The organism is Pseudomonas sp. FW305-20, assembly GCF_058788075.1.
Genome location: NZ_JBYTAJ010000003.1, coordinates 92,396 through 112,533, shown reverse-complemented (window position 1 = coordinate 112,533; position 20,138 = coordinate 92,396). Strand labels below are relative to the sequence as shown.

Genomic DNA, 20,138 nt, shown 5'->3' with positions numbered 1-20,138 from the left:
CATTCCAAATGTGGGAGTGAGCCTGCTCGCGATGGCGGCATCCCAGATACTGAAGACTTCAGGCCTACCGCAAAAACGCCTGCCGATACTCCCCAGGCGTTCCCCCCAATGCCTGCCGAAACCGATTGGTGAAATGACTCGCACTGGCAAACCCGCACGCCAGTGCAATTTCCCCCAATGGCTGCGACGTTGAACGCAACAACTCCCGCGCCCGGCTCAGTCGCCGCGACAACACATACTGATGCGGCGGCAAGCCAAAACTCTCGCGAAACATCCGCGCAAAGTGGTATTCGGATAACGCACACAACGCCGCCAACTGCCCCAGGCTGATGGCCTCGGTCAATTGGTTGTCGATGAACTCCACCAACTGCCGCCGCTGATGCGCAGCCAATCCGCCTTTCAGTCGCAAGCCCTCACGCATCCCGACCTGGCCGAGCAGGACGTGGCTGAGCATTTCATGGGCCAGGCTGCTGGTGAGCACGCGTTCGCCGGGCTCGTTCCAGTTGAGTGTGAGCATTTGCCGAAAGCGCCGGGCTTGTGCCGGGTCGTCCAGAAAGGTCGCTTCGCGCAGCTGCAGTTCGCGAGGTTCGCGGTCAAGCAGCGTGACGCAACCGAGGGCGAATTGTTCGGGGCTGAAATACACGTGGGCCAGGCGTATGTCGCCGTTGATCACCCAACCCGATTGATGCTCGGCCGGCAGGATGCACAGCTTGTCCGGGCCGCCCTTGGTGCCGGGCTGGTCGCGGCGAAAAGTGCCGGTGCCGCCGGCGATGTAGCAGGACAGGGTGTGATGACTCGGCGCTTCGTAATCCTGGGCGTCGTGATGGTTGCTCCACAAGGCTGCAGCCATGCCGTCACCGAGCTCGGCGCTGTGCTCGAGGCGAGCATTGGGCGAGCGGTTGAGGGCTTGAAAGACTTGCAGGGTTTCCAGTGCAGGCATGATGGCTTCTCGTTGACGCCTTGCATCCTACTCCGTAGCCGTTCGGCTGCCAGCCTGTGGCCCGACAAAAGCGCAAGTTTATGCAAGTGCGAAAGGCTTTGGCGCAGGACACTGAAGGCCTATTCAGGAGAGTCTTTGCCATGAACCTTTCGTTGTATCTGCTGACCGTGCTGATCTGGGGCACCACCTGGATTGCCTTGAAATGGCAACTGGGCGTGGTGGCGATTCCGGTGTCGATCGTTTATCGCTTCGGCCTCGCAGCGTTGGTGCTGTTCGTGATGCTACTGCTCAGTCGCCGCCTGCAAGTGATGAACCGTCGCGGGCACCTGATCTGTCTGGCGCAGGGGTTGTGCCTGTTCTGCATCAATTTCATGTGTTTCCTGACGGCCAGCCAGTGGATCCCCAGCGGTCTGGTCGCGGTGGTGTTTTCCACCGCCACGTTGTGGAACGCACTCAATGCGCGCGTGTTCTTCGGCCAGAAAGTCGCGCGCAATGTGCTGATGGGCGGTGCGCTGGGGCTGCTTGGGCTTGGCCTGTTGTTCTGGCCTGAGGTGGCGGGCCACACCGCGAGCCCGCAAACCTTGCTCGGGTTGGGCCTGGCGTTGCTCGGGACACTGTGCTTCTCGGCGGGCAACATGCTGTCGAGCCTGCAACAGAAAGCCGGGCTCAAACCGCTGACCACCAACGCCTGGGGCATGGCTTATGGCGCGGCCATGTTGTCGGTGTGGTGTCTGGTCAAAGGCATTCCGTTCGACATGGAATGGAATGCGCGCTACATCGGCTCGCTGCTGTACCTGGTGATTCCGGGTTCGGTGATCGGTTTCACGGCCTACCTGACGTTGGTCGGGCGGATGGGGCCCGAGCGCGCCGCCTATTGCACCGTACTGTTCCCCGTTGTGGCGCTGAACGTGTCGGCGTTTGCCGAAGGCTATCAATGGACCGCGCCCGCCTTGGTGGGTTTGGTACTGGTGATGCTGGGCAATGTGCTGGTGTTTCGTAAGCCCAGGGTGCCGATGGTGCAGGGCAACGGCAAACTCGCGTAAAGGTTCGGGTGGAGCGTTGAGGCAGCTCAGCGCTCGGTCTTGAGCGCGACGAATATCAGCAATGGAAGTAGGAAATCAACTATATGCCGAGCCCAGTCCTTGGCGTTCCAAACTTGTGAGGTGTCCATGTTGAACCATTCGACTCCGATAACCTGCAGGCAAACGTAATAGACAAAAATACCAATCATTAAACCAATGAGTGAAAACTTTTTTGCCTCGTGAAATTCTTCCGCAGACCCGTTTATTTGTCGATAAAGATGAAAGGCGCCTATCAGGCAATAGGTTGTGAAGGTAACTTCCAAGGTAATGATTAACCAGTAAATTCGGTGGTGAAGCATGGGCGAGGTGATTGCCCTGTAACTCAGTCTGGGGTTGCTCCGGGTGGTGTCCATGCTTAGCACGTGGCCGACGTATTCATAGTTTGATGCGTAGTCGGTGAAGTTGCTGTACATCACTAGCAGGCCAAAAAAGCTTATATAGATAATTAGCAGGATTTTTATATATCTGATGAGCTTGTCGGTTGTAAGGTTGTTCAAGCTTGTGTTCTCCGTCACTGTTTTCCGTTGAGTCGGATAAGTAGCGGGGAGTTTATAGTGCTTAACTGTTTTACGTGGATTGACTGAATTGCAAGTTGTGTAAACCAGTGGGCAGACGTTTAAAAACATCTGCCCGTATTGATCAACCTTTCCACACTTGCGGGTTCACCAGATCTTGTGGTCGCTCACCCAGCAAAGCGCTGCGCAAGTTAGCCAAGGCACGGTTGGCCATGGCTTCGCGGGTTTCATGAGTGGCCGAGCCGATGTGCGGCAATGTCACCGCGTTTTTCAGTTGGAACAGAGGGGACTCAGCCAGCGGTTCTTTCTCGTAAACGTCCAGCCCTGCGCCACGAATCCGGTTGTTTTGCAGGGCTTCGATCAGGGCGGGTTCGTCCACCACCGGGCCGCGGGCAATGTTCACCAAAATCGCGCCGGGTTTCATCAATGCCAGTTCACGATGGCTGATCAGGTGTCTGGTTTTTTCGCTGAGCGGCACCACCAGGCAGACGAAATCAGCTTCGGCCAGCAGTTGATCCAGGCTGCGCATCTGCGCGCCGAGTTCTTGCTCCAGTTCGGTCTTGCGGCTGTTACCGCTGTAGAGAATCGGCATGTTGAAGCCCAGCCGCCCGCGACGGGCGATGGCCGCACCGATGTTGCCCATGCCGACGATGCCCAGGGTCTTGCCGTGTACATCGCAGCCGAACAACGGCGCACCTACGGTGGCTTGCCACTGGCCAGCCTTGGTCCAGGCGTCCAGTTCGGCGACGCGGCGGGCGCTGCTCATCAGCAGGGCGAAGGCCAGGTCGGCGGTGCTTTCGGTGAGGACGTCGGGGGTGTTGGTAAGCATGATCCCGCGTTCGTTGAAGTAGGCGACGTCGTAGTTGTCGTAGCCGACCGAGACGCTGGAGACGACTTCCAGTTTGGCGGCGTTTTCCAACTGTGCGCGACCGAGTTTGCGACCGACGCCGATCAGGCCATGGGCGTGGGGCAGGGCTTCGTTGAACTGGGCGTTGATGTCGCCGTTTTTTGGGTTTGGCACGATAACGTCGAAGTCTTGTTGCAGGCGTTCGACCATTTCCGGGGTGACGCGGCTGAAGGCGAGGACGGTCTTTTTCATGGGAGGAGGGCTCTCGGGCGCAGGTGAATGCCAAGCACGCTAACATTCTTCCGAGCTTTTATGCGAGTGCCCGGATTGCCGGGTGTACGCCGCTGTGACGCGGAGCGTCACGGGATGCATTCCCACGCAGAGCGTGGGAACGATCGATCGGTTGGGCTGGAAATCAGTTCGCCACCCGAACCCCGCCCATGCTCCCGCTCAACTCATACGCCACCAATTCCGCCTGATGTGCCGCCAATATCTCCGGCAAGGAGCCGCGCAAATACTCGACCCACGTTTTAATCTTCGCGTCCAGATACTGCCGCGACGGGTAGATCGCATACAGATTCAATTCCTGCGACCGGTAGTTCGGCATCACCCGCACCAGCGTACCGTTGCGCAACCCTTCAATCGCGGCATACACCGGCAACACCCCAACCCCCATGCCGCTGATGATCGCCGTCTTCATCGCGTCGGCGGAGTTCACCAGAAACGGTGAGCTATTGATCGTCACCATTTCCTGGCCTTCGGGGCCGTCGAAGGTCCATTTCTCCAGCGGAATCACCGGGCTCACAAGACGCAGGCACGCGTGGTTCAGCAAATCGCTGGGCTTGTGCGCGCAGCCGTTGGCTTTTACATACGCGGGCGAGGCGCAAACGATGCTGTAGGTGATGCCCAAGCGCTGGGAGACGAAGCCCGAGTCCGGCAGTTCGCTGGCGAGCACGATGGACACATCGTAGCCCTCGTCCAGCAAGTCCGGCACGCGATTGGCCATGGTCAGGTCGAAGGTCACGTCCGGGTGGGTTTTGCGATAGCGGGCGATGGCGTCGATCACGAAGTGCTGACCGATGCCGGTCATGGTGTGCACCTTAAGCTGCCCGGCCGGGCGAGCGTGGGCGTCGCTGGCTTCGGCTTCGGCTTCTTCGACGTAGGCGAGGATCTGCTCGCAGCGCAACAGATAGCGCTTGCCGGCCTCGGTCAGGGCGATGCGGCGGGTGGTGCGGTTGAGCAGGCGGGTTTGCAGGTGGGCTTCCAGGTTGGAGACCGCGCGCGAAACGTTGGCCGTGGTGGTGTCGAGTTGCACGGCGGCGGCGGTGAAGCTGCCGGCCTCGGCCACGTAACTGAAGGCGCGCATGTTTTGCAAAGTGTCCATGGGGTGCTCTCGGAGGCGATGGCAAATTGTGACACGAAGTTTCAGGGTCTGAGACCCCGACTAACGGATTATCGCGTTAACGGTAACAAAGATTCACAGGATTCCCAGCTTATCGCCAACAAGGCCGCCCCCTAGAATTGCCAACCTCAGGAACAACTCCCCACCTCAGGAAATCGCAGCAGTGCCGCGTCGCATCAACAGAGCGCTTCAGACGCTCAGTGTTTTGGCTTTAACCCTGACAATCAGCGGCTGCATCGGTACCGGAGGTATTGCCCCGCAGGGTAAGGCGCTGGAGGCCGATTCATTGGCCACCGACGAAGCCATCCAGAACGCCGAACAAGACGCTCACTGGCCCACCGCGCAATGGTGGCAGGCCTATGGCGACCCGCAATTGAACCGCTGGATCGACCTTGCGCTGCAAGGCAGCCCGACCATGGCCATGGCGGCGGCGCGAGTGCGCCAGGCCAAATCCATGGCCGGGATCGCCGAGTCCGCCGAGTCGCTACAGATCAATGGCCAATCCACGCTCAAACGCCACAACTGGCCCACCGATCAGTTCTACGGGCCGGGCGAGTTGGCCAACACCACCACCTGGGACAACAACGCCGCGCTGGGCTTCAGCTACGCCCTCGATCTTTGGGGGCGCGAAAGCAACGCCACCGAGCGCGCCGTCGATATGGCTCACATGACGGCCGCCGAAGCACGGCTGGCGCAGCTCGAATTGCAGAACAACATAGTGCGCGCCTACATCGAGCTGTCGTTGCATTACGCGCAACGGGACATCGTCAAGGCGACCCTGAATCAGCAGCAGCAAATTCTCGACCTCGCGCAGAAGCGCCTGAGCGGTGGCATCGGCACCCATTTCGAAGTCAGTCAGGCTGAAACGCCGCTGCCGGAAACCCACCGCCAGATCGATGCACTGGACGAAGAAATCGCCCTGAGTCGCAACCAGCTCGCGGCCCTTGCCGGCAAAGGTCCGGGGGAGGGCGCGCAATTGCAGCGGCCAACGTTGTCGTTAGGCGCCGCGCTGAAACTGCCGTCGTCGTTGCCCGCGCAGTTGCTCGGTCAACGCCCGGACGTAGTCGCCAGTCGCTGGCAAGTGGCGGCCCAGGCACGGGGAATTGATGTCGCGCACGCTGGTTTCTACCCCAACGTCGACCTGGTCGGCAGCCTCGGCTACATGGCCACCGGCGGTGGAGCGCTGGAGTTTTTGACCGGCAAGAAGCTCAACTACAGCGTCGGCCCGGCGATCTCGTTGCCGATCTTCGACGGCGGCCGCTTGAGCTCGGAGCTGGGCGAAGCCTCGGCGGGTTACGACATCGCCGTGGCCCGGTACAACCAGACGCTGGTCAACGCGCTGAAAAACATCTCCGACCAGTTGATCCGCCGCGAATCCATGGACAAGCAGCAAACCTTCGCCGCCGAGTCGGTGGCCACGGCCCAGAAGACTTACGACATCGCGATGATCGCCTACCAGCGCGGGCTCACCGACTACCTCAACGTGCTCAACGCCCAGACGTTGTTGTTCAAACAGCAGCAGGTTCAGCAGCAGGTGCAGGCGGCGCGCCTCGGTGCTCATGCTGAGCTGGTGACGGCACTGGGCGGCGGATTGGGTGCGGGTGACGACGTGCCGAAAGACAGCCAGACCCAGGCGCCGAAAACCCCGGCCCTGCTTAAGAGCCTCTCGAATTGAACACAAAACCTGTGGGAGTGAGCCTGCTCGCGATAGCGGTGTGTCAGTCAATGATGATGTCGCCTGACACACCGCAATCGCGAGCAGGTCGAATCGTCGCACCGTCGCTCCCACTGGTGCCGCGCCCGGTCTTAATTTCAATGAGCAGGATTCCATGACTCCCTTGCCCGCACCTTTGCGCTGGCTGTATTCCCTTGAATGGCGCCGGGGTTTTTTCGACTGGGCGCGCAGTGATGGCGTGACCTGGGTCTATATTTTCAAGGTGCTGTTCGCCGCGTTTCTGACGCTGTGGCTGGCCATGCGCCTGGAGTTGCCGCAACCGCGCACGGCGATGATTACCGTGTTCATCGTCATGCAGCCGCAAAGCGGTCACGTGTTGGCCAAGAGTTTCTATCGTTTCCTTGGGACATTGGCCGGCTCGGCGGTGATGGTCGCGCTGATTGCCTTGTTTGCGCAGAACACCGAGTTGTTCCTCGGTTCGCTGGCGATCTGGGTCGGCATCTGTTCGGCGGGCGCGGCGCGCTATCGCAACTTCCGCGCCTATGGTTTTGTGCTCGCCGGGTACACCGCCGCGATGGTCGGTTTGCCCGCATTGGCGCACCCGGACGGCGCGTTCATGGCCGCCGTCTGGCGGGTGCTGGAAATCTCCCTGGGAATTATCTGCTCCACGCTGGTCAGCGCCGCGATCCTGCCGCAATCCGCCAGTGCCGCCATGCGCAACGCCTTGTATCAGCGCTTCGGGGTGTTCGCGCTATTCGTCACGGATGGCTTGCGCGGTCGCAGTAAACGGGAAGCTTTCGAGGCGAGCAACGTGCGCTTCATCGCCGAGGCCGTGGGGCTGGAAGGGTTGCGCAGCGTCACCGTGTTCGAAGACCCGCACATGCGTCGGCGCAACGGTCGGCTCAGCCGCTTGAACAGCGAGTTCATGGGTGTCACCACGCGCTTCAATGCCTTGCACCAGTTGCTCGAACGCCTGCGCAGCAGTGAGGCGGATCACGTGGTGACGGCGATCAAGCCGGGTTTGGAGGACCTCGCCGAACTGCTCGATGGCTTCAGCGGCCGTGCCCTGACCGACGCCGATGCGAGCCGTCTGGTCATCGCGCTGACCGCCTATAAAGAAGGTCTGCCGGCGCGGGTTCGCAGCTTGCGAGCGGTTTTTCAGGAGAGCGCCCCGAGCGACACCGAGCAGCTGGATTTTCATACCGCGTATGAACTGCTCTATCGCTTCGTCGACGATTTGTACAGTTATGCTCAGACCCACGCGTCGCTGGCCGATCACAGCCACGCGCGCGAGCAATGGGATGAGCCGTTCACTCCGCAAACCAACTGGATGGCGTCGGCCGCCTCGGGGATTCGCGCGGCATTCATTCTGGTGGTTCTGGGCAGCTATTGGGTCGCCACCGCGTGGCCGAGCGGGGCGACGATGACCCTGATCGCCGCCGCGACCGTGGGCCTTTCGGCGGCGACGCCGAACCCAAAACGCATGGCCTTTCAGATGGCTTGCGGGACGTTCCTTGGGGCATTGATCGGTTTCGTCGAGATGTTTTTCATCTTCCCGTGGATCGACGGTTTTCCATTGCTCTGCGTGATGCTCGCGCCGGTGATCGTGCTCGGTTCGTTTCTCACTTCGCGGCCGCAATACGCCGGTGTCGGTCTCGGTTTGCTGATCTTCTTCAGCACCGGTTCGGTGCCGGACAACCTCACTGTTTACAACCCTTACGCCTTTATCAACGACTACATCGCCATGGTGCTCGGTATGCTGGTGTGCGCGGCGGCCGGGGCGATCATTCTGCCGCCCAACAGCCGCTGGTTGTGGCGTCGGCTGGAGCAGGATTTGCGCGGGCAAGTGGTGTACGCCATCAGCGGCAAACTCAAGGGTCTGGCGTCGAGTTTCGAAAGCCGCACCCGCGACCTGCTGCATCAGGCCTACGGTCTCGCCACAGGGCAGCCGCAGGTGCAACGGGACTTGCTGCGCTGGATGTTCGTGGTGCAGGAAGTCGGCCACGCGATTATCGAGTTGCGCAAGGAACAGGCAATCCTGCCGGTGCATCCGGCCTATGCCGAATCGCAGCCGTGGCGTCAGGCGATCCGGGTGATGGGGCGCTCGCTGGTGCGGCTGTATCTGCAACCGAGCCAGAGCAATCTGGAGCGTGGATTGATCGCCGTCGATCATGCGATCAGCCGCGTGCAAGCCACCGACGAACCTTTCGCGCCGCACTTCGACACCTCGGCCCTGCGTCGGGTGAAGAGCTATTTGCACTTCATCCGCACTTCGTTGCTGGACCCGCAATCACCGCTCGCCGCTTATGCCAAAGGACTTGAACATGCCTCGTGAAATTGCCTTCCACGGCGTGTACATGCCGACCATGACCCTGATGTTTTTCATCGCGGCAGCGCTGGCCTGGGCATTCGACCGGTTCCTGTCCGGGTTTGATCTGTACCGCTTCTTCTGGCACCCGGCGCTGCTGCGCCTGAGCCTGTTTACCTGTCTGTTCGGCGCCCTGGCGCTGACTGTTTACCGTTGAGGCCCTGATGAAAAAGCTTTTCAGCCTGCTCGCCACTTTATTGGTGCTGGCCCTTGCGATGTGGATCGGCCGGACCCTGTGGGTGCATTACATGGACACGCCATGGACCCGCGACGGCCGGGTGCGCGCCGACATCATCAACGTCGCCGCCGACGTCACCGGGGAAGTGGTGGACGTGCCGGTACGCGACAACCAACAGGTGAAGAAGGGCGATTTGCTGATGCGGATCGACCCCGAGCACTACCGCATCACGGTCAAGCAGGCGCAGGCGCTGGTGGCCTCGCGCAAGTCGACCTGGGAAATGCGCAAGGTCAACGCTCACCGCCGCGCCGACATGGACAACCTGGTGATCTCCAGGGAAAACCGCGACGACGCCAGCAACATCGCCGACTCGGCCCTGGCCGATTACCAGCATGCTCAGGCACAGCTCGAAGCCGCCGAACTCAACCTCAAACGCACCGAGGTCCGCGCAGCGGTGGACGGTTATGTGACCAACCTCAATGTGCATCGCGGCGACTACGCGCGCATCGGCGAAGCGAAAATGGCCGTGGTCGACATGAACTCGTTCTGGGTCTACGGCTTCTTCGAAGAAACCAAATTGCCCCACGTGCGGGTCGGCGATAAAGCCGACATGCAACTGATGAGCGGGGAAGTGTTGAAGGGGCATGTGGAAAGCATTTCTCGCGGTATCTACGACCGTGATAACCCGGAAAGTCGCGAGCTGATTGCCGATGTGAACCCGACCTTTAACTGGGTGCGTCTGGCGCAACGGGTGCCGGTGCGGATTCACATAGATGAAGTGCCGGAGGGGGTGCTGTTGGCGGCGGGGATTACTTGCACCGTTGTAGTTAACTGACTGTAAGACCGAGTCGCCTTCATCGCGAGCAGGCTCACTCCCACATTGACCGAGTTCGAATGCAGATTTTGTGAACGACGCCACCCCTTGTGGGAGTGAGCCTGCTCGCGATGAAGGCGACTCGGTCCCACTGACAGATAGCGGCAGTTCAGCCCTTGCAAAACGTCTCATGCAAATGCCGCCAAACCACCTTGCCATCCGCCTGTTTCTCAAACACCACCGTCGACCGCCGGTCAGAATGCAGACCGGTTGCATCCGTCTGCTGCTCGCGATAACTCACCGTTGCACCACCGTCGTACAGCGCGATGCCACGCAACTCGCTGAGCTCAATTCTGAACCCGAGCTTCTTGCCGCCCGCCATCAAGAACAATTCGCTCAACGCGTCGAAATCCAGCACCCGGCCCAACGGCGAGACCATGGAAAACTGCGGCGAAAAACGCATCAGCAATTGTTCAAGCGCCGGCTCGTCCTGTTCCTCGGCCAGCCATTGCTCGATGGCGACGTGGGCCTGGATCACTTCGTCGAAGTATTCGGTGTAGTCGGTCATGGACATGTTTCCTGAAATTTTCTGCGTGGGTTCTGACGCCATCGCGAGCAGGCTCGCTCCCACAGGGTTCTGCTGCGTGGCATAAATTGTATTCACACCAAAGATCCCGGTGGGAGCGAGCCTGCTCGCGATGGCGTCGACTCGGTCTCAGAGTTGCCCGCGCAACCCGAACCGCTTCATCAACCCCGCCTCCAGCAGCCCTTTAGGCAACAACCCCGCCAGCAACGGTAACGCCCGACTGCCATTGCCCAGACGAATCAGGCGCGGCGGTTTGCTGTGCTGCACGGCCTTGAGCAAACCGGCGGCAAATTCACTGGCCGGGGTCGGGTTGTCCTGGGAGGCCTTGGCCCGTGCGCGAATGCCGTCACGCAGCGGAAACCACGGTGATTGTTCGGTAATCAGTTGCTCCGCCTCATGGCCGGCATTCGTGGCAAAACTCGAGGCGATGGCGCCCGGCTGAACTTCCATGACCCGCACGCCAAACGGCGCCAGTTCCATGCGCAAGGCATCGGTCAAGGCGTGCACTGCCGCTTTCGAGGCGCAGTAGGCACCGGCAAATGGCGTGACCAAAACCCCGGACACGCTGCCGATGTTCACCACCAGGCCCTTGGCGCGACGCAGCACCGGGAACAGGGCGCGGGTGACGCCGACGATGGCGAACACATTGGTTTCGAATTGCCGCTGCATGGCCGGAACACCGCCGTCGAGCAACGGCCCCATGGCGCCGTAACCGGCATTGTTGATCAGCACGTCGAGGCCGCCATGTTGCTGGTTGATGCGCTCGCTCAAGTGTTCGAGTGCAGCGCCGTCGTTGACGTCCAGTTGCACGGCGGTAAAACCGGCAGCGACCAGCGCCGCCACGTCTTCAGCCTTGCGGGCACTGGCCCAGACGTCGTATCCGGCATTTTTGAAAACATCGGCGAGGGCGCGGCCAATGCCGCTGGAACAACCGGTAATCAACGCAACGGGCATGGCGCGGTCCTTGTGCAAAGAGAAAGAGAATTAGTCGGAGAAACTACCCTGCAAACGCTCGGCGCGAAACTCCAGTGTTTGCGGGCGATAGCCAGGGCGCAGCGGCGGCAGCGGCAAACAGTCTTCCCAGTTCGCGCCGGCCTGCAATTCGCCGGGGCCGCGATAGCGCGGGGCGGCGTATTGATTGTCGGCCAGGTTGACCGTGTCGCCCGGCGCATACGCGGCGACGCGCCAGCGTAACTCGGTCAGCGGCACGTCGTTGCCGTTGTTCATTGTCAGATGCAACGGCCGGTCCGCCGGGCAGCGTTCGGGTGCGTAGGCGATACGCAACTCCAGGCGCGCCAGTTGCTTGACCTCGCGGTTGTCCATCCAGATCACCCACATTGCCACCACACCCAATCCGATGGCTGCCGCCACAGAGACCGGCAACGCCTTGGTCGGGTAGCGCAGCAACAAAATCAGCCAGGTGATAACCAGCAGGACGCCGATGAACATGTTTGAACGCTCCTTGAACTCATGACCACCATCCTACCGAAGGGCTGAAGGAATGGACATTCGCCGATCAAGGTCCGTTGCCGTTGGTCGGCACTGTAATTTCTGACAGTAGCCTGGCCTGCCCACGAACGGTTAGATGACTGCTGGCAAACAGGGACGCGACCGGCATGCAGGCCTCGACGATGGGAATGCACCACCAAACACCCGGATTGTCCGTTGTCGACCCGCGTGGTCTGCCGATCCGTTCGGTTGATTATTGGCGTGAGGTCGAAGGTGATCCCACGCAGGCACGCATCAATCGCACCTTTCACGATGCCGCAGGCCGTGCGGTTGAACAGTGGGACCCTCGGCTTTGGGCGCTGTCAGAAGAAGATCCATTGAGGCGCGCTAACCTCACCACGGTGTTTTCGCTGGCGGGTAACGCGCTGTTCACTGACAGCGTCGATGCCGGTTGGCAGCTCAACCTGCCAGGTCTGGGCAATGAAGTGTTGCAGGGGTGGGACAGCCGAGGTGCCGGACGTGAGGTCGAATACGATGACTTGCTTCGTCCGTTAGTGGTATTCGAGCAAGGCACGACCGAGCCGCGAAGGGCGGTTGAGCGCATGACTTATGGCGGTCCCGATCATGGCGCCCGGAATCAATGCGGACAGTTGATCCGTCATGACGACCCCGCCGGGACGGTGCTGTTCGAGGCGTTTTCAATCACCGGCAAATGCGTGAAGCAAGTCCGTCACTTCACCCTGGCCCCTGTTGCACCTGATTGGCCGGAGCTGGAAGCCGATCGCCAGCGGCTGCTTGAGCCGGGGGACGGTGCCGTTTCGACGTGGAGCTTCGGTCCGCTGAAGGATGTGCTGGAACAGGTCGATGCCAAGGGCAACCGCCAGGTCTTCAGCCTGACCCTTGACGGTCGCTTGCGTGAGACGCGTCTGCAACTTCAAGGGCTGACTACCTGGCAAACGCTGGTCAAAGAAATTCAGTACAACGCCGAGGGGCAGGTGACGCATGAAACCGCCGGTAACGGTGTAGAAACCACCCTCCTTTACCGTGTTGAAGACGGTGTGTTGACTGAGCGTCGGGCACAGGACGCGAGTGCCCGGTGGTTGCAGCACTTGATCTATGACTATGACCGGACAGGCAATGTCCTGAGCATCGAGGACAAGGCACTGCCGGTGCGTTACTTCGCCAACCAGCGCATCGAGCCCATCAGTCGCTTTAGCTACGACAGCCTTTACCAATTGATCGAGGCTTCTGGCTGGGAGGCGGGCGGCCCCAACCAGGGACCGGAATCCGTGGGGCAGGCCGATCCAGCGGCGGTCAGCAACTACCGCCAGACCTACAGTTACGACGAAAGCGGCAACCTGCTGAAGCTGACGCACGTCGGGGCGCAAAATCCGGGGCGTGAATTGAAGGCGGCGCGGTACAGCAACCGCTGTTTGCCCTGGCGCAACGGCGTACCGCCCACCGAAGAGGAAATCGCTGCTGCGTTCGATGCCAAGGGCAATTGTCTGGAGCTGGATCAGGGACGGTTCCTGAGGTGGGACCTGCGTAACCAGTTGCAGTCGATCAGCCCAGTGGAGCGCGACTCGGGGCTCAATGATCAAGAGTCCTATGTCTACGATGGCGGTGGTCAGCGCGTGCGGAAAATCCGCTCGTTACAAACCAATATCCGAACCGTGGTGGCTGAAGTGCGTTATTTACCTGGGGTGGAAATTCGCGCCGACAGCGGCACCGGAAAGGTACTAGAGGTCATCACCGCGCAGGCCGGGCTCAACAGTGTTCGGGTATTGCATTGGGAAACCGATCCGCCGTCCGGCGTGAGCAACGATCAGTACCGTTACAGCCTGGTGGATCATCTGAACTCCTGCACGCTGGAACTCGCCGATGATGCGCGAGTCATCAGCCAGGAAACTTATCATCCGTTTGGTACAACAGCCTGGTCTGCCGGCCCGAACGACACCGATGGGGATTACAAAACCATTCGCTATTCGGGCAAGGAACGGGATGCGACGGGGCTTTATTACTATGGATTTCGGTACTACATACCCTGGTTGCAGCGTTGGCTGAATCCGGATCCTGCCGGGGCAATCGATGGGCTCAATCTGTATCGGATGGCCCTGAACAACCCGGTTACCTTTATTGATGATGATGGAGCCATCACGCGACAAAAGCTGGCCAACGGATTGTGGGAGCCGGTCATTGCAGCGGGCGCTGCGCGCGATATTCCGGGCGCGCGACATATCGATAGCGGCAAACCAAAATTGAGTGTGCCGGCGACCGGTAAACCGACCAACATTCATAACGCTCTGGGGATAGGCGAGTTTAGCCGGGTGGAGGTTAGCACCAAGTTCCTGGACCCGGTCCCCGGTCGCTATTCGGGCACTACTGTTTCAGGGGTGAACAAAAAAAGTGGCGGGAGCGAGTTTATCTTCACAATGGATAAACTCACTTATTCAGGAGAGAGCAAAGGGGCGTTCAATGCATTAAGAATCGTCGATATTCCGAAAGGCGAGATACCTGACAAAGACAATGCGGTATCAGGTTTCTGGGCTCCTCAGGGCGGTTATGTTGATATACCTCTAAAACCCACGGGAACCGATCCTGATCATGTGTTCACGCCAGGTTTTAGTGGTTGTTCCCTGACGGTGGATCAACTAAACGACAACGTGCTTCGCGTTCGACACGTGGAGGGTTCGAAGGAGAACGCGCAATACAATGAACTTTCTTCTGGGGAGCATGGGATGGGGCTCAGCGCGGCGATGGAGTTTCAGGACTACGGATATGCCTCGAACGAGCAAGGCCAACAGGAACAGGTCACAACCGGCTTCGCCTTTATGAAATACGATCGAAAACAACAGGTCTGGAATATTCACTATCAGACTATTCAAGGGGCGAGCAGTATCGAACGCTACGCGCCGGGCAAAACAGGTTTGTTCAGTCGCTCGAACGCTGCTGTTTCCGTTTATTCACAGACGAAGATCAGAAAGACCATGGCCAAGCAGGTGGTTACGGCGAATAAACGGGTCAATGGATAAAAAAAAGCCCCCACCCAACCCGCTGCGGATAGGGAAAACGCAGCGGGCTGGACGAGGGCTTCTTGTTTTGCTGAACGCTTACTGCGCGATGGTTTTCACCGACACGCCGCGTTCGATCGGGTTGGAGCGACCGTAGATATCTTCAAACCGCTCGATATCGTCTTCGCCCAGGTAGCTGCCCGATTGCACTTCGATGATTTCCAGCGAGATCTTGCCCGGATTGCGCAAGCGGTGGACCGAGGCGATCGGGATGTAGGTCGACTGGTTTTCAGTGAGCAGGAACACGTTTTCGTCGCAGGTCACTTCAGCAGTGCCGCTGACCACGATCCAGTGTTCGGCGCGATGGTGATGCATTTGCAGCGACAGGCACGCGCCCGGCTTGACCGAGATGCGCTTGACCTGGAAGCGACCGCCCATGTCCACCGAGTCGTAGGAACCCCACGGACGATAGACTTCACAATGGTTCTGGGTTTCGCTGCGGCCCAGTTCGTTGAGGGTGTTGACCATCTGTTTCACGCCTTGGACCTTGTCCTTGTGGGCGATCATCATGGCGTCCTTGGTTTCGACGACCACGATGTTTTCCAGGCCGATCACCGACACCAGTTTGCCGTTGCCGTGGATCATGCAGTTTTTGCTGTCCTGGATGATCACATCGCCTTTGGTGACGTTGCCGTTGGCGTCTTTTTTGTTCACTTCCCACAGCGACGACCAGCAGCCGACATCGCTCCAGCCCGCGGTCAACGGTACAACACAGGCGCGCTGGGTTTTTTCCATCACCGAGTAGTCGATGGAATTGTCCGGGCAGCAAGCGAAGGTGGCGGCGTCGATGTCGACGGTATCGGCATCTTGTACGCTGCGTTCCAGGGTCAGTACGCAGGTGTCGTAGATGTCCGGATCGTGCTTTTTCAGCTCTTCGAGGAAACGGCTGGCGCGGAACAGGAACATGCCGCTGTTCCAGAAGTAACCGCCGGATTCGACGAACTCGGTGGCGCGCTTCACGTCTGGTTTTTCGACGAAGTGCGAAACGCGGCTGACGCCTTCTGGCAGCAGGGAATCATTGGTCGACTTGATGTAGCCATAGCCGGTTTCCGGTTTGGTGGCCGGGACGCCGAACAGCACCATTTCGCCGTTTTCGGCAGCGACGGTGGCCAGGGCCAGCGCGCGTTGCAGGGCTTTCTGGTCTTCCAGTACGTGGTCGGCTGGCAGCACCAACATCAATTCATCGCGACCTTCGTTGACCAGCATCAGTGCGGTCAAGGCCACGGCTGGTGCGGTGTTGCGGCCAAACGGTTCCATCAGGATGCGCTGGGTGTCCAGGTTACGGGCACTCAGTTGCTCGTTGACGATGAAACGGTGTTCCTTGTTGCAGACCACGATGGGGGTGTCCATGCCTTCGAACACCAGGCGCTCCAGGGTCTGCTGGAACAGCGTGTGTTCGCCGGTCAGGGCGAGAAACTGCTTAGGGAATTGCTTGCGCGAAAGCGGCCAAAGACGTGAGCCACTACCACCTGACAAGATCACCGGAATCATGTTGTTACTCCTTTAAATCGATTGGGTCAGAGCTACTGCGTTCTGTCGTTTCACTCTTGTTCTTGTTCCGTGTCCCAATTGACGCCTCGATCCACTGTAGGAGCGAGCCTGCTCGCGATGACTGAGTGTCAGTCGACATCGATGCTGGATGTCGGATCGCAATCGCGAGCAGGCTCGCTCCCACAGGGAACAGCGTTAATCAGGCAAATGTATTAGCGCGTCGAAACCGGGCGTTTTACCCACACTGGCGACAGGCTGCTGCCACTGCCGGTGACGTACAGCACTGCGGCTTCGCCTCGTTCCAGGGCAACTGGTTTCACGTCGCCGACTTTGGTGGCGCCGTCGTACAGTGCCAGGCTGACCTTGACCGGGTTGATCTCACGCTCGCCACGACCTTTGGCCGCTACGGACGGAACCACTTCGGTCTTGCCGTCAGCGGTTTTCAGGGTCAGGGCCTTGTCGCTGAGGTTCTGCACGCGGACCAGGGATTTCTGCTTGTTCTTGAACGGCGGCTCTTCGATCAGTTGCGGTGCGCCGCTGGCGTTGTTGACCAGGGTGTAATAGTGATCACCCGCCAGTTTCACCGGCAGGGACTGGCTACCGACCTTTGCGCTGTAGTCGCCGCCCGGCATGAAACTGAAGTCGGTGCTGGACAGCGGCGCGACTTCGGCCAGGTTGGTGGTGCCGACGGTGGCGCTGACTTCAGCGTTACCGGCGTTGTAGACACGCACGAAGCTCGAGCCTTTCGGTGCGGTCGGGCCGTAGAGCGCGGCGTCGCCTGCGAAGGCGGACATCGACAGAACGCTCATGCCTGCAACGAGTGCGAAGGTCTTGGCGAGACGGCGAGGAGTAGTAGTGAAAGTCATGGTGTACCTCTCTTTCAGTTTTGCGCCCGGTCGGGCGTCTCGGATTTAGTGTTTGCTGCTACGTTTTGTTGGCGCGCGCCGGCTTCTTTGAGCTCTGCGACCCACTTCGGGTCGGCGTCGCCGATTTCGTTGTTCACAGGCAGATAACGTTCAGGAAACTCCCAGATCAGCACCTGTGGCGGGCTGTTCTTGAAAGCATCGCTTTTCAGATAGGTGAGCATCGGCAGAATCGGGCCATGGCCGTCTTCGGCGTAATTGACCACGTCGCTGTTCAGCGCTTGTTTCAGCGCTCCGACGAAGTTCCAGTTGGGGTTGGCGCTGTAGCTGGTGCCAATCAGGGCCACCGGCACTTCAGCGTTGGCGAACAGGGCGTCATCACCGGCTGGCTGGTCTTGCGCCGCAACGGTGTTGCGCTTCTGCAACGGCTCAGTCTTGGGCATCATGTTTTCGAACAGTGGGTCCAGCGGCAGGAACAACCGCAGGTCGCCCTTGTGAGTCACCTTCTCCGCAGGCTCAGTGACAAAGTGTTGCGGCTCGCCGTTCAACGGGGTTTTTTCGGCGATGGTTTTCGCCAGGGCTTCGGCAGCGATTTGCGCGCCTTCCGGGGTCCAGTGAGTGTCGGTGCGCAGGAACACTTGCTGACCGTCCAGCTTGGCTTTCAACATCGGGCCGAACAGGTCGGGAGCGAGGATCTTGTTGGCCGCCACACGAGCGTGGAAGTCTTCATAGAGGTTGGCGTGGATGCTCGAAGGCTTCACTTCACCCAGGTGTTCCGGGTACAGGCGAGTCTTGGCTGGCACGATCGCCATGACCAGTTTCACGCCTTTGGCCTTCAGTTCCTGGCGCACGCCTTCAACCAGCGCGTAGTTGCCTTGCAGGTTCAGCTCTTCGTTGACGATCGGGTTGAATTCCTCATCGCTGTACAACCACTGATCGCGACCGAGCACGACGCCCGGACGACCTTCGTTGAACAGTTTGAAATCCAGCGCGGCCCAAAGGTTGGTGCCCAGGCGCTTGATCGGGAACTCTTCGTCGTAGTGCGTCTCCACGGCTTTGGCCCAGCGGCCGTTGAGCACCGTCGTTTCCGCAGAGGTGCTGAAGCCCAGGAAGCTGCGCGTGGACCACAAGCCCAGGACCAACAGCGTCACCATGAACAGGCCGATGTAGAGGATGCGTAATGAGCGGGTCATAGTCAGATCCCTCAGAACTGGAAGTAAAGGAACGGCGAGAAGCTTTGCGCCGAGAGTTTGAAAATCGAGGCGATGAACAGCACCAGTACCAGCGTGCGCATCACGTAACGAGACCAGTCCGCGGTCCAGTAGGCCGGTTGCACAGTCGCTTCAACGCCGACGGTGTAGCCAGGCTGGTGGATGCTGCCCGGGTTGTCGCCCGGTACGGCTTTGATCATTCCAGGTGTTGCGGCAGCCGGGCCATCGGCCTCGACGTTCGCAGCAGGCTTGGTCTTCTCAGGCGGCAGGTTGCTGTAGAAGTCACGAATGCCGAAGAACGCCAGGGTCATGTAAGCCACCACCAGGGTCGCCACTTGCAGGCCGGTGAGGCTGGCCGCGTTGAGTTCCGACAGGGACCATTCGCCGAAGCTGAACATCGCGCCGTACATACGACCGGCGACGTGCAGGTTTTCCGAGCGGAAGATCACCCAGCCCATGACCACGAGCAGGAAGGTCAGCGCCCAGCGGATCGGGTTGATGCTGCGCGGCGAGGTGTTCAGGCCGAGGGCTTTTTCGATCGCCAGCCACATGCCGTGCCAGGCGCCCCAGATGATGTACGTGATGTTCGCGCCGTGCCACAGACCACCGAGCAGCATGGTCAGGAACAGGTTGCGATAGGTCATCAGCGTACCTTTGCGGTTACCGCCCAGCGTGATGTACAGGTAGTCACGCAACCAGGTGGACAGGCTGATGTGCCAGCGACGCCAGAACTCGGTGATCGACTGGCTGATGTACGGCTGTTTGAAGTTTTCCATGAAGCGGAAACCCATCATCAAGCCCAGGCCGATGGCCATGTCGCTGTAACCGGAGAAGTCGAAATACAGCTGCGCGGTGTAGGCCAGTGCGCCGAGCCAGGCATCGCCAGTGGTCGGGTTCTGCAAGGCAAAGCAATGGTCCGCCACGACCGCCAGGGTGTCGGCGATGAAGACCTTCTTGATGAAGCCCTGCATGAATCGCGTCGCACCTTCGGAGAACTTGTCGAGGGTGTGGGTGCGATTGTTGAACTGGTCGGCGAGATCGCGGAAGCGCAACACCGGACCGGCGATCAGGTGCGGGAAGATCGCCACGAACGCGGCAAAGTCGATCAGGTTGCGGGTCGCCGGTGTGTCACCACGGTAGACGTCGATGATGTAGCTGATGGACTCGAAGATGTAGAACGAGATCCCGATCGGCAACAGCACGTGGGTCAGGATGAACGGCGACAGACCGACGGAGGTCATCATCGCGTTGATGCTGTCGACGCCGAAGTTGGCGTACTTGAAGTAGCCCAGAATGCACAGGTCGACGGCCACGCCCAGGAGCAACCAGCGTTGTGCCGGTTTGGTCCGAACGCCTGCGGCACCGACTTTGAGGCCGATCCAGTAGTTCCACAATGTGACGGCTGCGAACAGCGCAAGGAAGTCCACACGCCACCAGGCATAGAACACGTAGCTGGCGATCAGCAGCAGCAGGTTGCGATAGCGTATTCCGCTCAAGTAATACATGCCGAGAAAGATCGGCAAGAACAAAAACAGGAACACGTTGGATGAAAATACCATCCCGGTCTCTCCATGTTTAACAACAGTCAAGGGCCGCAGCCCCCCCAAACCCCCCACCGAAAACCGGGGGACACATCACACAAAAAC

Annotated in this window: 17 protein-coding genes; 6 read left to right on the top strand and 11 right to left on the bottom strand. The window is 59.7% G+C overall.

Going from position 1 to position 20,138, the window contains the following annotated elements:
* Positions 1–64 precede the first annotated feature (64 nt).
* Positions 65–940 (bottom strand): AraC family transcriptional regulator, encoded by an 876-nt coding sequence (locus tag AC3WP4_RS03920; protein WP_102615041.1) that lies wholly within the window; start codon positions 938–940, stop codon positions 65–67.
* Positions 941–1,080: 140 nt separating this feature from the next.
* Here AC3WP4_RS03920 and AC3WP4_RS03915 point away from each other — a divergent pair, with 140 nt between their 5' ends.
* Positions 1,081–1,983: a DMT family transporter gene (locus tag AC3WP4_RS03915; RefSeq protein ID WP_074873864.1), complete on the top strand. Its 903-nt coding sequence runs from the start codon at positions 1,081–1,083 to the stop codon at positions 1,981–1,983.
* A gap of 26 nt (positions 1,984–2,009) precedes the next feature.
* Here AC3WP4_RS03915 and AC3WP4_RS03910 read toward each other — a convergent pair whose 3' ends face one another.
* The 3 genes from AC3WP4_RS03910 to AC3WP4_RS03900 all read right to left on the bottom strand — a co-directional run bounded on the left by AC3WP4_RS03910 (position 2,010) and on the right by AC3WP4_RS03900 (position 4,768).
* Entirely contained in the window at positions 2,010–2,519 is a 510-nt protein-coding gene (locus AC3WP4_RS03910; protein WP_074873865.1) for a DUF2165 domain-containing protein, read from the bottom strand.
* A 142-nt stretch (positions 2,520–2,661) separates the two neighbouring features.
* Positions 2,662–3,636 carry a 2-hydroxyacid dehydrogenase gene (locus tag AC3WP4_RS03905; protein ID WP_102615040.1) on the bottom strand — a complete coding sequence of 325 codons (975 nt, stop codon included), beginning with the start codon at positions 3,634–3,636 and terminating at the stop codon, positions 2,662–2,664.
* Positions 3,637–3,799: 163 nt separating this feature from the next.
* Positions 3,800–4,768 (bottom strand): LysR family transcriptional regulator, encoded by a 969-nt coding sequence (locus tag AC3WP4_RS03900; protein WP_074873867.1) that lies wholly within the window; start codon positions 4,766–4,768, stop codon positions 3,800–3,802.
* A gap of 181 nt (positions 4,769–4,949) precedes the next feature.
* Here AC3WP4_RS03900 and AC3WP4_RS03895 point away from each other — a divergent pair, with 181 nt between their 5' ends.
* The 4 genes from AC3WP4_RS03895 (at position 4,950) to AC3WP4_RS03880 (ending at position 9,842) form a co-directional block, all read left to right on the top strand.
* Positions 4,950–6,461, top strand: coding sequence for an efflux transporter outer membrane subunit (locus AC3WP4_RS03895; protein WP_102615039.1), 1,512 nt, complete (start codon positions 4,950–4,952; stop codon positions 6,459–6,461).
* 154 nt (positions 6,462–6,615) lie between these two features.
* The gene (locus AC3WP4_RS03890) at positions 6,616–8,796 is read left to right on the top strand and encodes an FUSC family protein (RefSeq protein WP_102615038.1); all 2,181 of its coding nucleotides are present in this window, start codon (positions 6,616–6,618) and stop codon (positions 8,794–8,796) included.
* Positions 8,786–8,986, top strand: a complete 201-nt coding sequence (locus AC3WP4_RS03885; RefSeq protein WP_074873870.1) for a DUF1656 domain-containing protein — start codon at positions 8,786–8,788, stop codon at positions 8,984–8,986. The genes AC3WP4_RS03890 and AC3WP4_RS03885 overlap by 11 nt, the downstream gene beginning before the upstream one ends.
* A 7-nt stretch (positions 8,987–8,993) precedes the next feature.
* A complete protein-coding gene (locus AC3WP4_RS03880; protein ID WP_102615037.1) occupies positions 8,994–9,842 on the top strand; it encodes an efflux RND transporter periplasmic adaptor subunit in 849 nt (282 codons plus the stop codon).
* A gap of 148 nt (positions 9,843–9,990) precedes the next feature.
* On the opposite strand, the gene AC3WP4_RS03875 is transcribed toward AC3WP4_RS03880, so the two are convergent.
* From AC3WP4_RS03875 to AC3WP4_RS03865, 3 genes are all read right to left on the bottom strand, one after another.
* Positions 9,991–10,389 (bottom strand): DUF4440 domain-containing protein, encoded by a 399-nt coding sequence (locus tag AC3WP4_RS03875; protein WP_102615036.1) that lies wholly within the window; start codon positions 10,387–10,389, stop codon positions 9,991–9,993.
* Positions 10,390–10,536: 147 nt separating this feature from the next.
* On the bottom strand, positions 10,537–11,361 hold the full coding sequence (locus AC3WP4_RS03870; protein ID WP_102615035.1) for an SDR family oxidoreductase: 825 nt from the start codon (positions 11,359–11,361) through the stop codon (positions 10,537–10,539).
* A gap of 30 nt (positions 11,362–11,391) precedes the next feature.
* Entirely contained in the window at positions 11,392–11,856 is a 465-nt protein-coding gene (locus AC3WP4_RS03865; RefSeq protein WP_102615034.1) for a multidrug transporter, read from the bottom strand.
* A gap of 167 nt (positions 11,857–12,023) precedes the next feature.
* Between AC3WP4_RS03865 and AC3WP4_RS03860 the strand changes: the two genes are divergently transcribed.
* Complete coding sequence (locus tag AC3WP4_RS03860) at positions 12,024–14,888, top strand: RHS repeat-associated core domain-containing protein (RefSeq protein WP_256581155.1); 2,865 nt, start codon at positions 12,024–12,026, stop codon at positions 14,886–14,888.
* A gap of 78 nt (positions 14,889–14,966) precedes the next feature.
* Here AC3WP4_RS03860 and AC3WP4_RS03855 read toward each other — a convergent pair whose 3' ends face one another.
* The 4 genes from AC3WP4_RS03855 to AC3WP4_RS03840 form a co-directional block, all read right to left on the bottom strand.
* Positions 14,967–16,418 carry a mannose-1-phosphate guanylyltransferase/mannose-6-phosphate isomerase gene (locus AC3WP4_RS03855; protein ID WP_102615033.1) on the bottom strand — a complete coding sequence of 484 codons (1,452 nt, stop codon included), beginning with the start codon at positions 16,416–16,418 and terminating at the stop codon, positions 14,967–14,969.
* A 212-nt stretch (positions 16,419–16,630) separates the two neighbouring features.
* Positions 16,631–17,284 (bottom strand): alginate O-acetyltransferase AlgF, encoded by a 654-nt coding sequence (locus AC3WP4_RS03850; protein WP_074873876.1) that lies wholly within the window; start codon positions 17,282–17,284, stop codon positions 16,631–16,633.
* A gap of 14 nt (positions 17,285–17,298) precedes the next feature.
* Positions 17,299–18,474 (bottom strand): alginate O-acetyltransferase, encoded by a 1,176-nt coding sequence (locus AC3WP4_RS03845; RefSeq protein ID WP_102615032.1) that lies wholly within the window; start codon positions 18,472–18,474, stop codon positions 17,299–17,301.
* Between the two features lie 11 nt (positions 18,475–18,485).
* A complete protein-coding gene (locus tag AC3WP4_RS03840) occupies positions 18,486–20,051 on the bottom strand; it encodes an MBOAT family O-acyltransferase (protein WP_102615031.1) in 1,566 nt (521 codons plus the stop codon).
* Positions 20,052–20,138: the final 87 nt, after the last annotated feature.

What these genes read in the sequence shown, in the direction of transcription:
- AC3WP4_RS03905 (WP_102615040.1), bottom strand. Translation starts at nt 3,636, where the DNA reads ATGAAAAAGACCGTCCTCGCCTTCAGCCGCGTCACCCCGGAAATGGTC.
- AC3WP4_RS03855 (WP_102615033.1), bottom strand. Translation starts at nt 16,418, where the DNA reads ATGATTCCGGTGATCTTGTCAGGTGGTAGTGGCTCACGTCTTTGGCCG.
- AC3WP4_RS03875 (WP_102615036.1), bottom strand. Translation starts at nt 10,389, where the DNA reads ATGACCGACTACACCGAATACTTCGACGAAGTGATCCAGGCCCACGTC.
- AC3WP4_RS03845 (WP_102615032.1), bottom strand. Translation starts at nt 18,474, where the DNA reads ATGACCCGCTCATTACGCATCCTCTACATCGGCCTGTTCATGGTGACG.
- AC3WP4_RS03870 (WP_102615035.1), bottom strand. Translation starts at nt 11,361, where the DNA reads ATGCCCGTTGCGTTGATTACCGGTTGTTCCAGCGGCATTGGCCGCGCC.
- AC3WP4_RS03915 (WP_074873864.1), top strand. Translation starts at nt 1,081, where the DNA reads ATGAACCTTTCGTTGTATCTGCTGACCGTGCTGATCTGGGGCACCACC.
- AC3WP4_RS03900 (WP_074873867.1), bottom strand. Translation starts at nt 4,768, where the DNA reads ATGGACACTTTGCAAAACATGCGCGCCTTCAGTTACGTGGCCGAGGCC.
- AC3WP4_RS03920 (WP_102615041.1), bottom strand. Translation starts at nt 940, where the DNA reads ATGCCTGCACTGGAAACCCTGCAAGTCTTTCAAGCCCTCAACCGCTCG.
- AC3WP4_RS03860 (WP_256581155.1), top strand. Translation starts at nt 12,024, where the DNA reads ATGCAGGCCTCGACGATGGGAATGCACCACCAAACACCCGGATTGTCC.
- AC3WP4_RS03840 (WP_102615031.1), bottom strand. Translation starts at nt 20,051, where the DNA reads ATGGTATTTTCATCCAACGTGTTCCTGTTTTTGTTCTTGCCGATCTTT.
- AC3WP4_RS03850 (WP_074873876.1), bottom strand. Translation starts at nt 17,284, where the DNA reads ATGACTTTCACTACTACTCCTCGCCGTCTCGCCAAGACCTTCGCACTC.
- AC3WP4_RS03890 (WP_102615038.1), top strand. Translation starts at nt 6,616, where the DNA reads ATGACTCCCTTGCCCGCACCTTTGCGCTGGCTGTATTCCCTTGAATGG.
- AC3WP4_RS03885 (WP_074873870.1), top strand. Translation starts at nt 8,786, where the DNA reads ATGCCTCGTGAAATTGCCTTCCACGGCGTGTACATGCCGACCATGACC.
- AC3WP4_RS03865 (WP_102615034.1), bottom strand. Translation starts at nt 11,856, where the DNA reads ATGTTCATCGGCGTCCTGCTGGTTATCACCTGGCTGATTTTGTTGCTG.
- AC3WP4_RS03880 (WP_102615037.1), top strand. Translation starts at nt 8,994, where the DNA reads ATGAAAAAGCTTTTCAGCCTGCTCGCCACTTTATTGGTGCTGGCCCTT.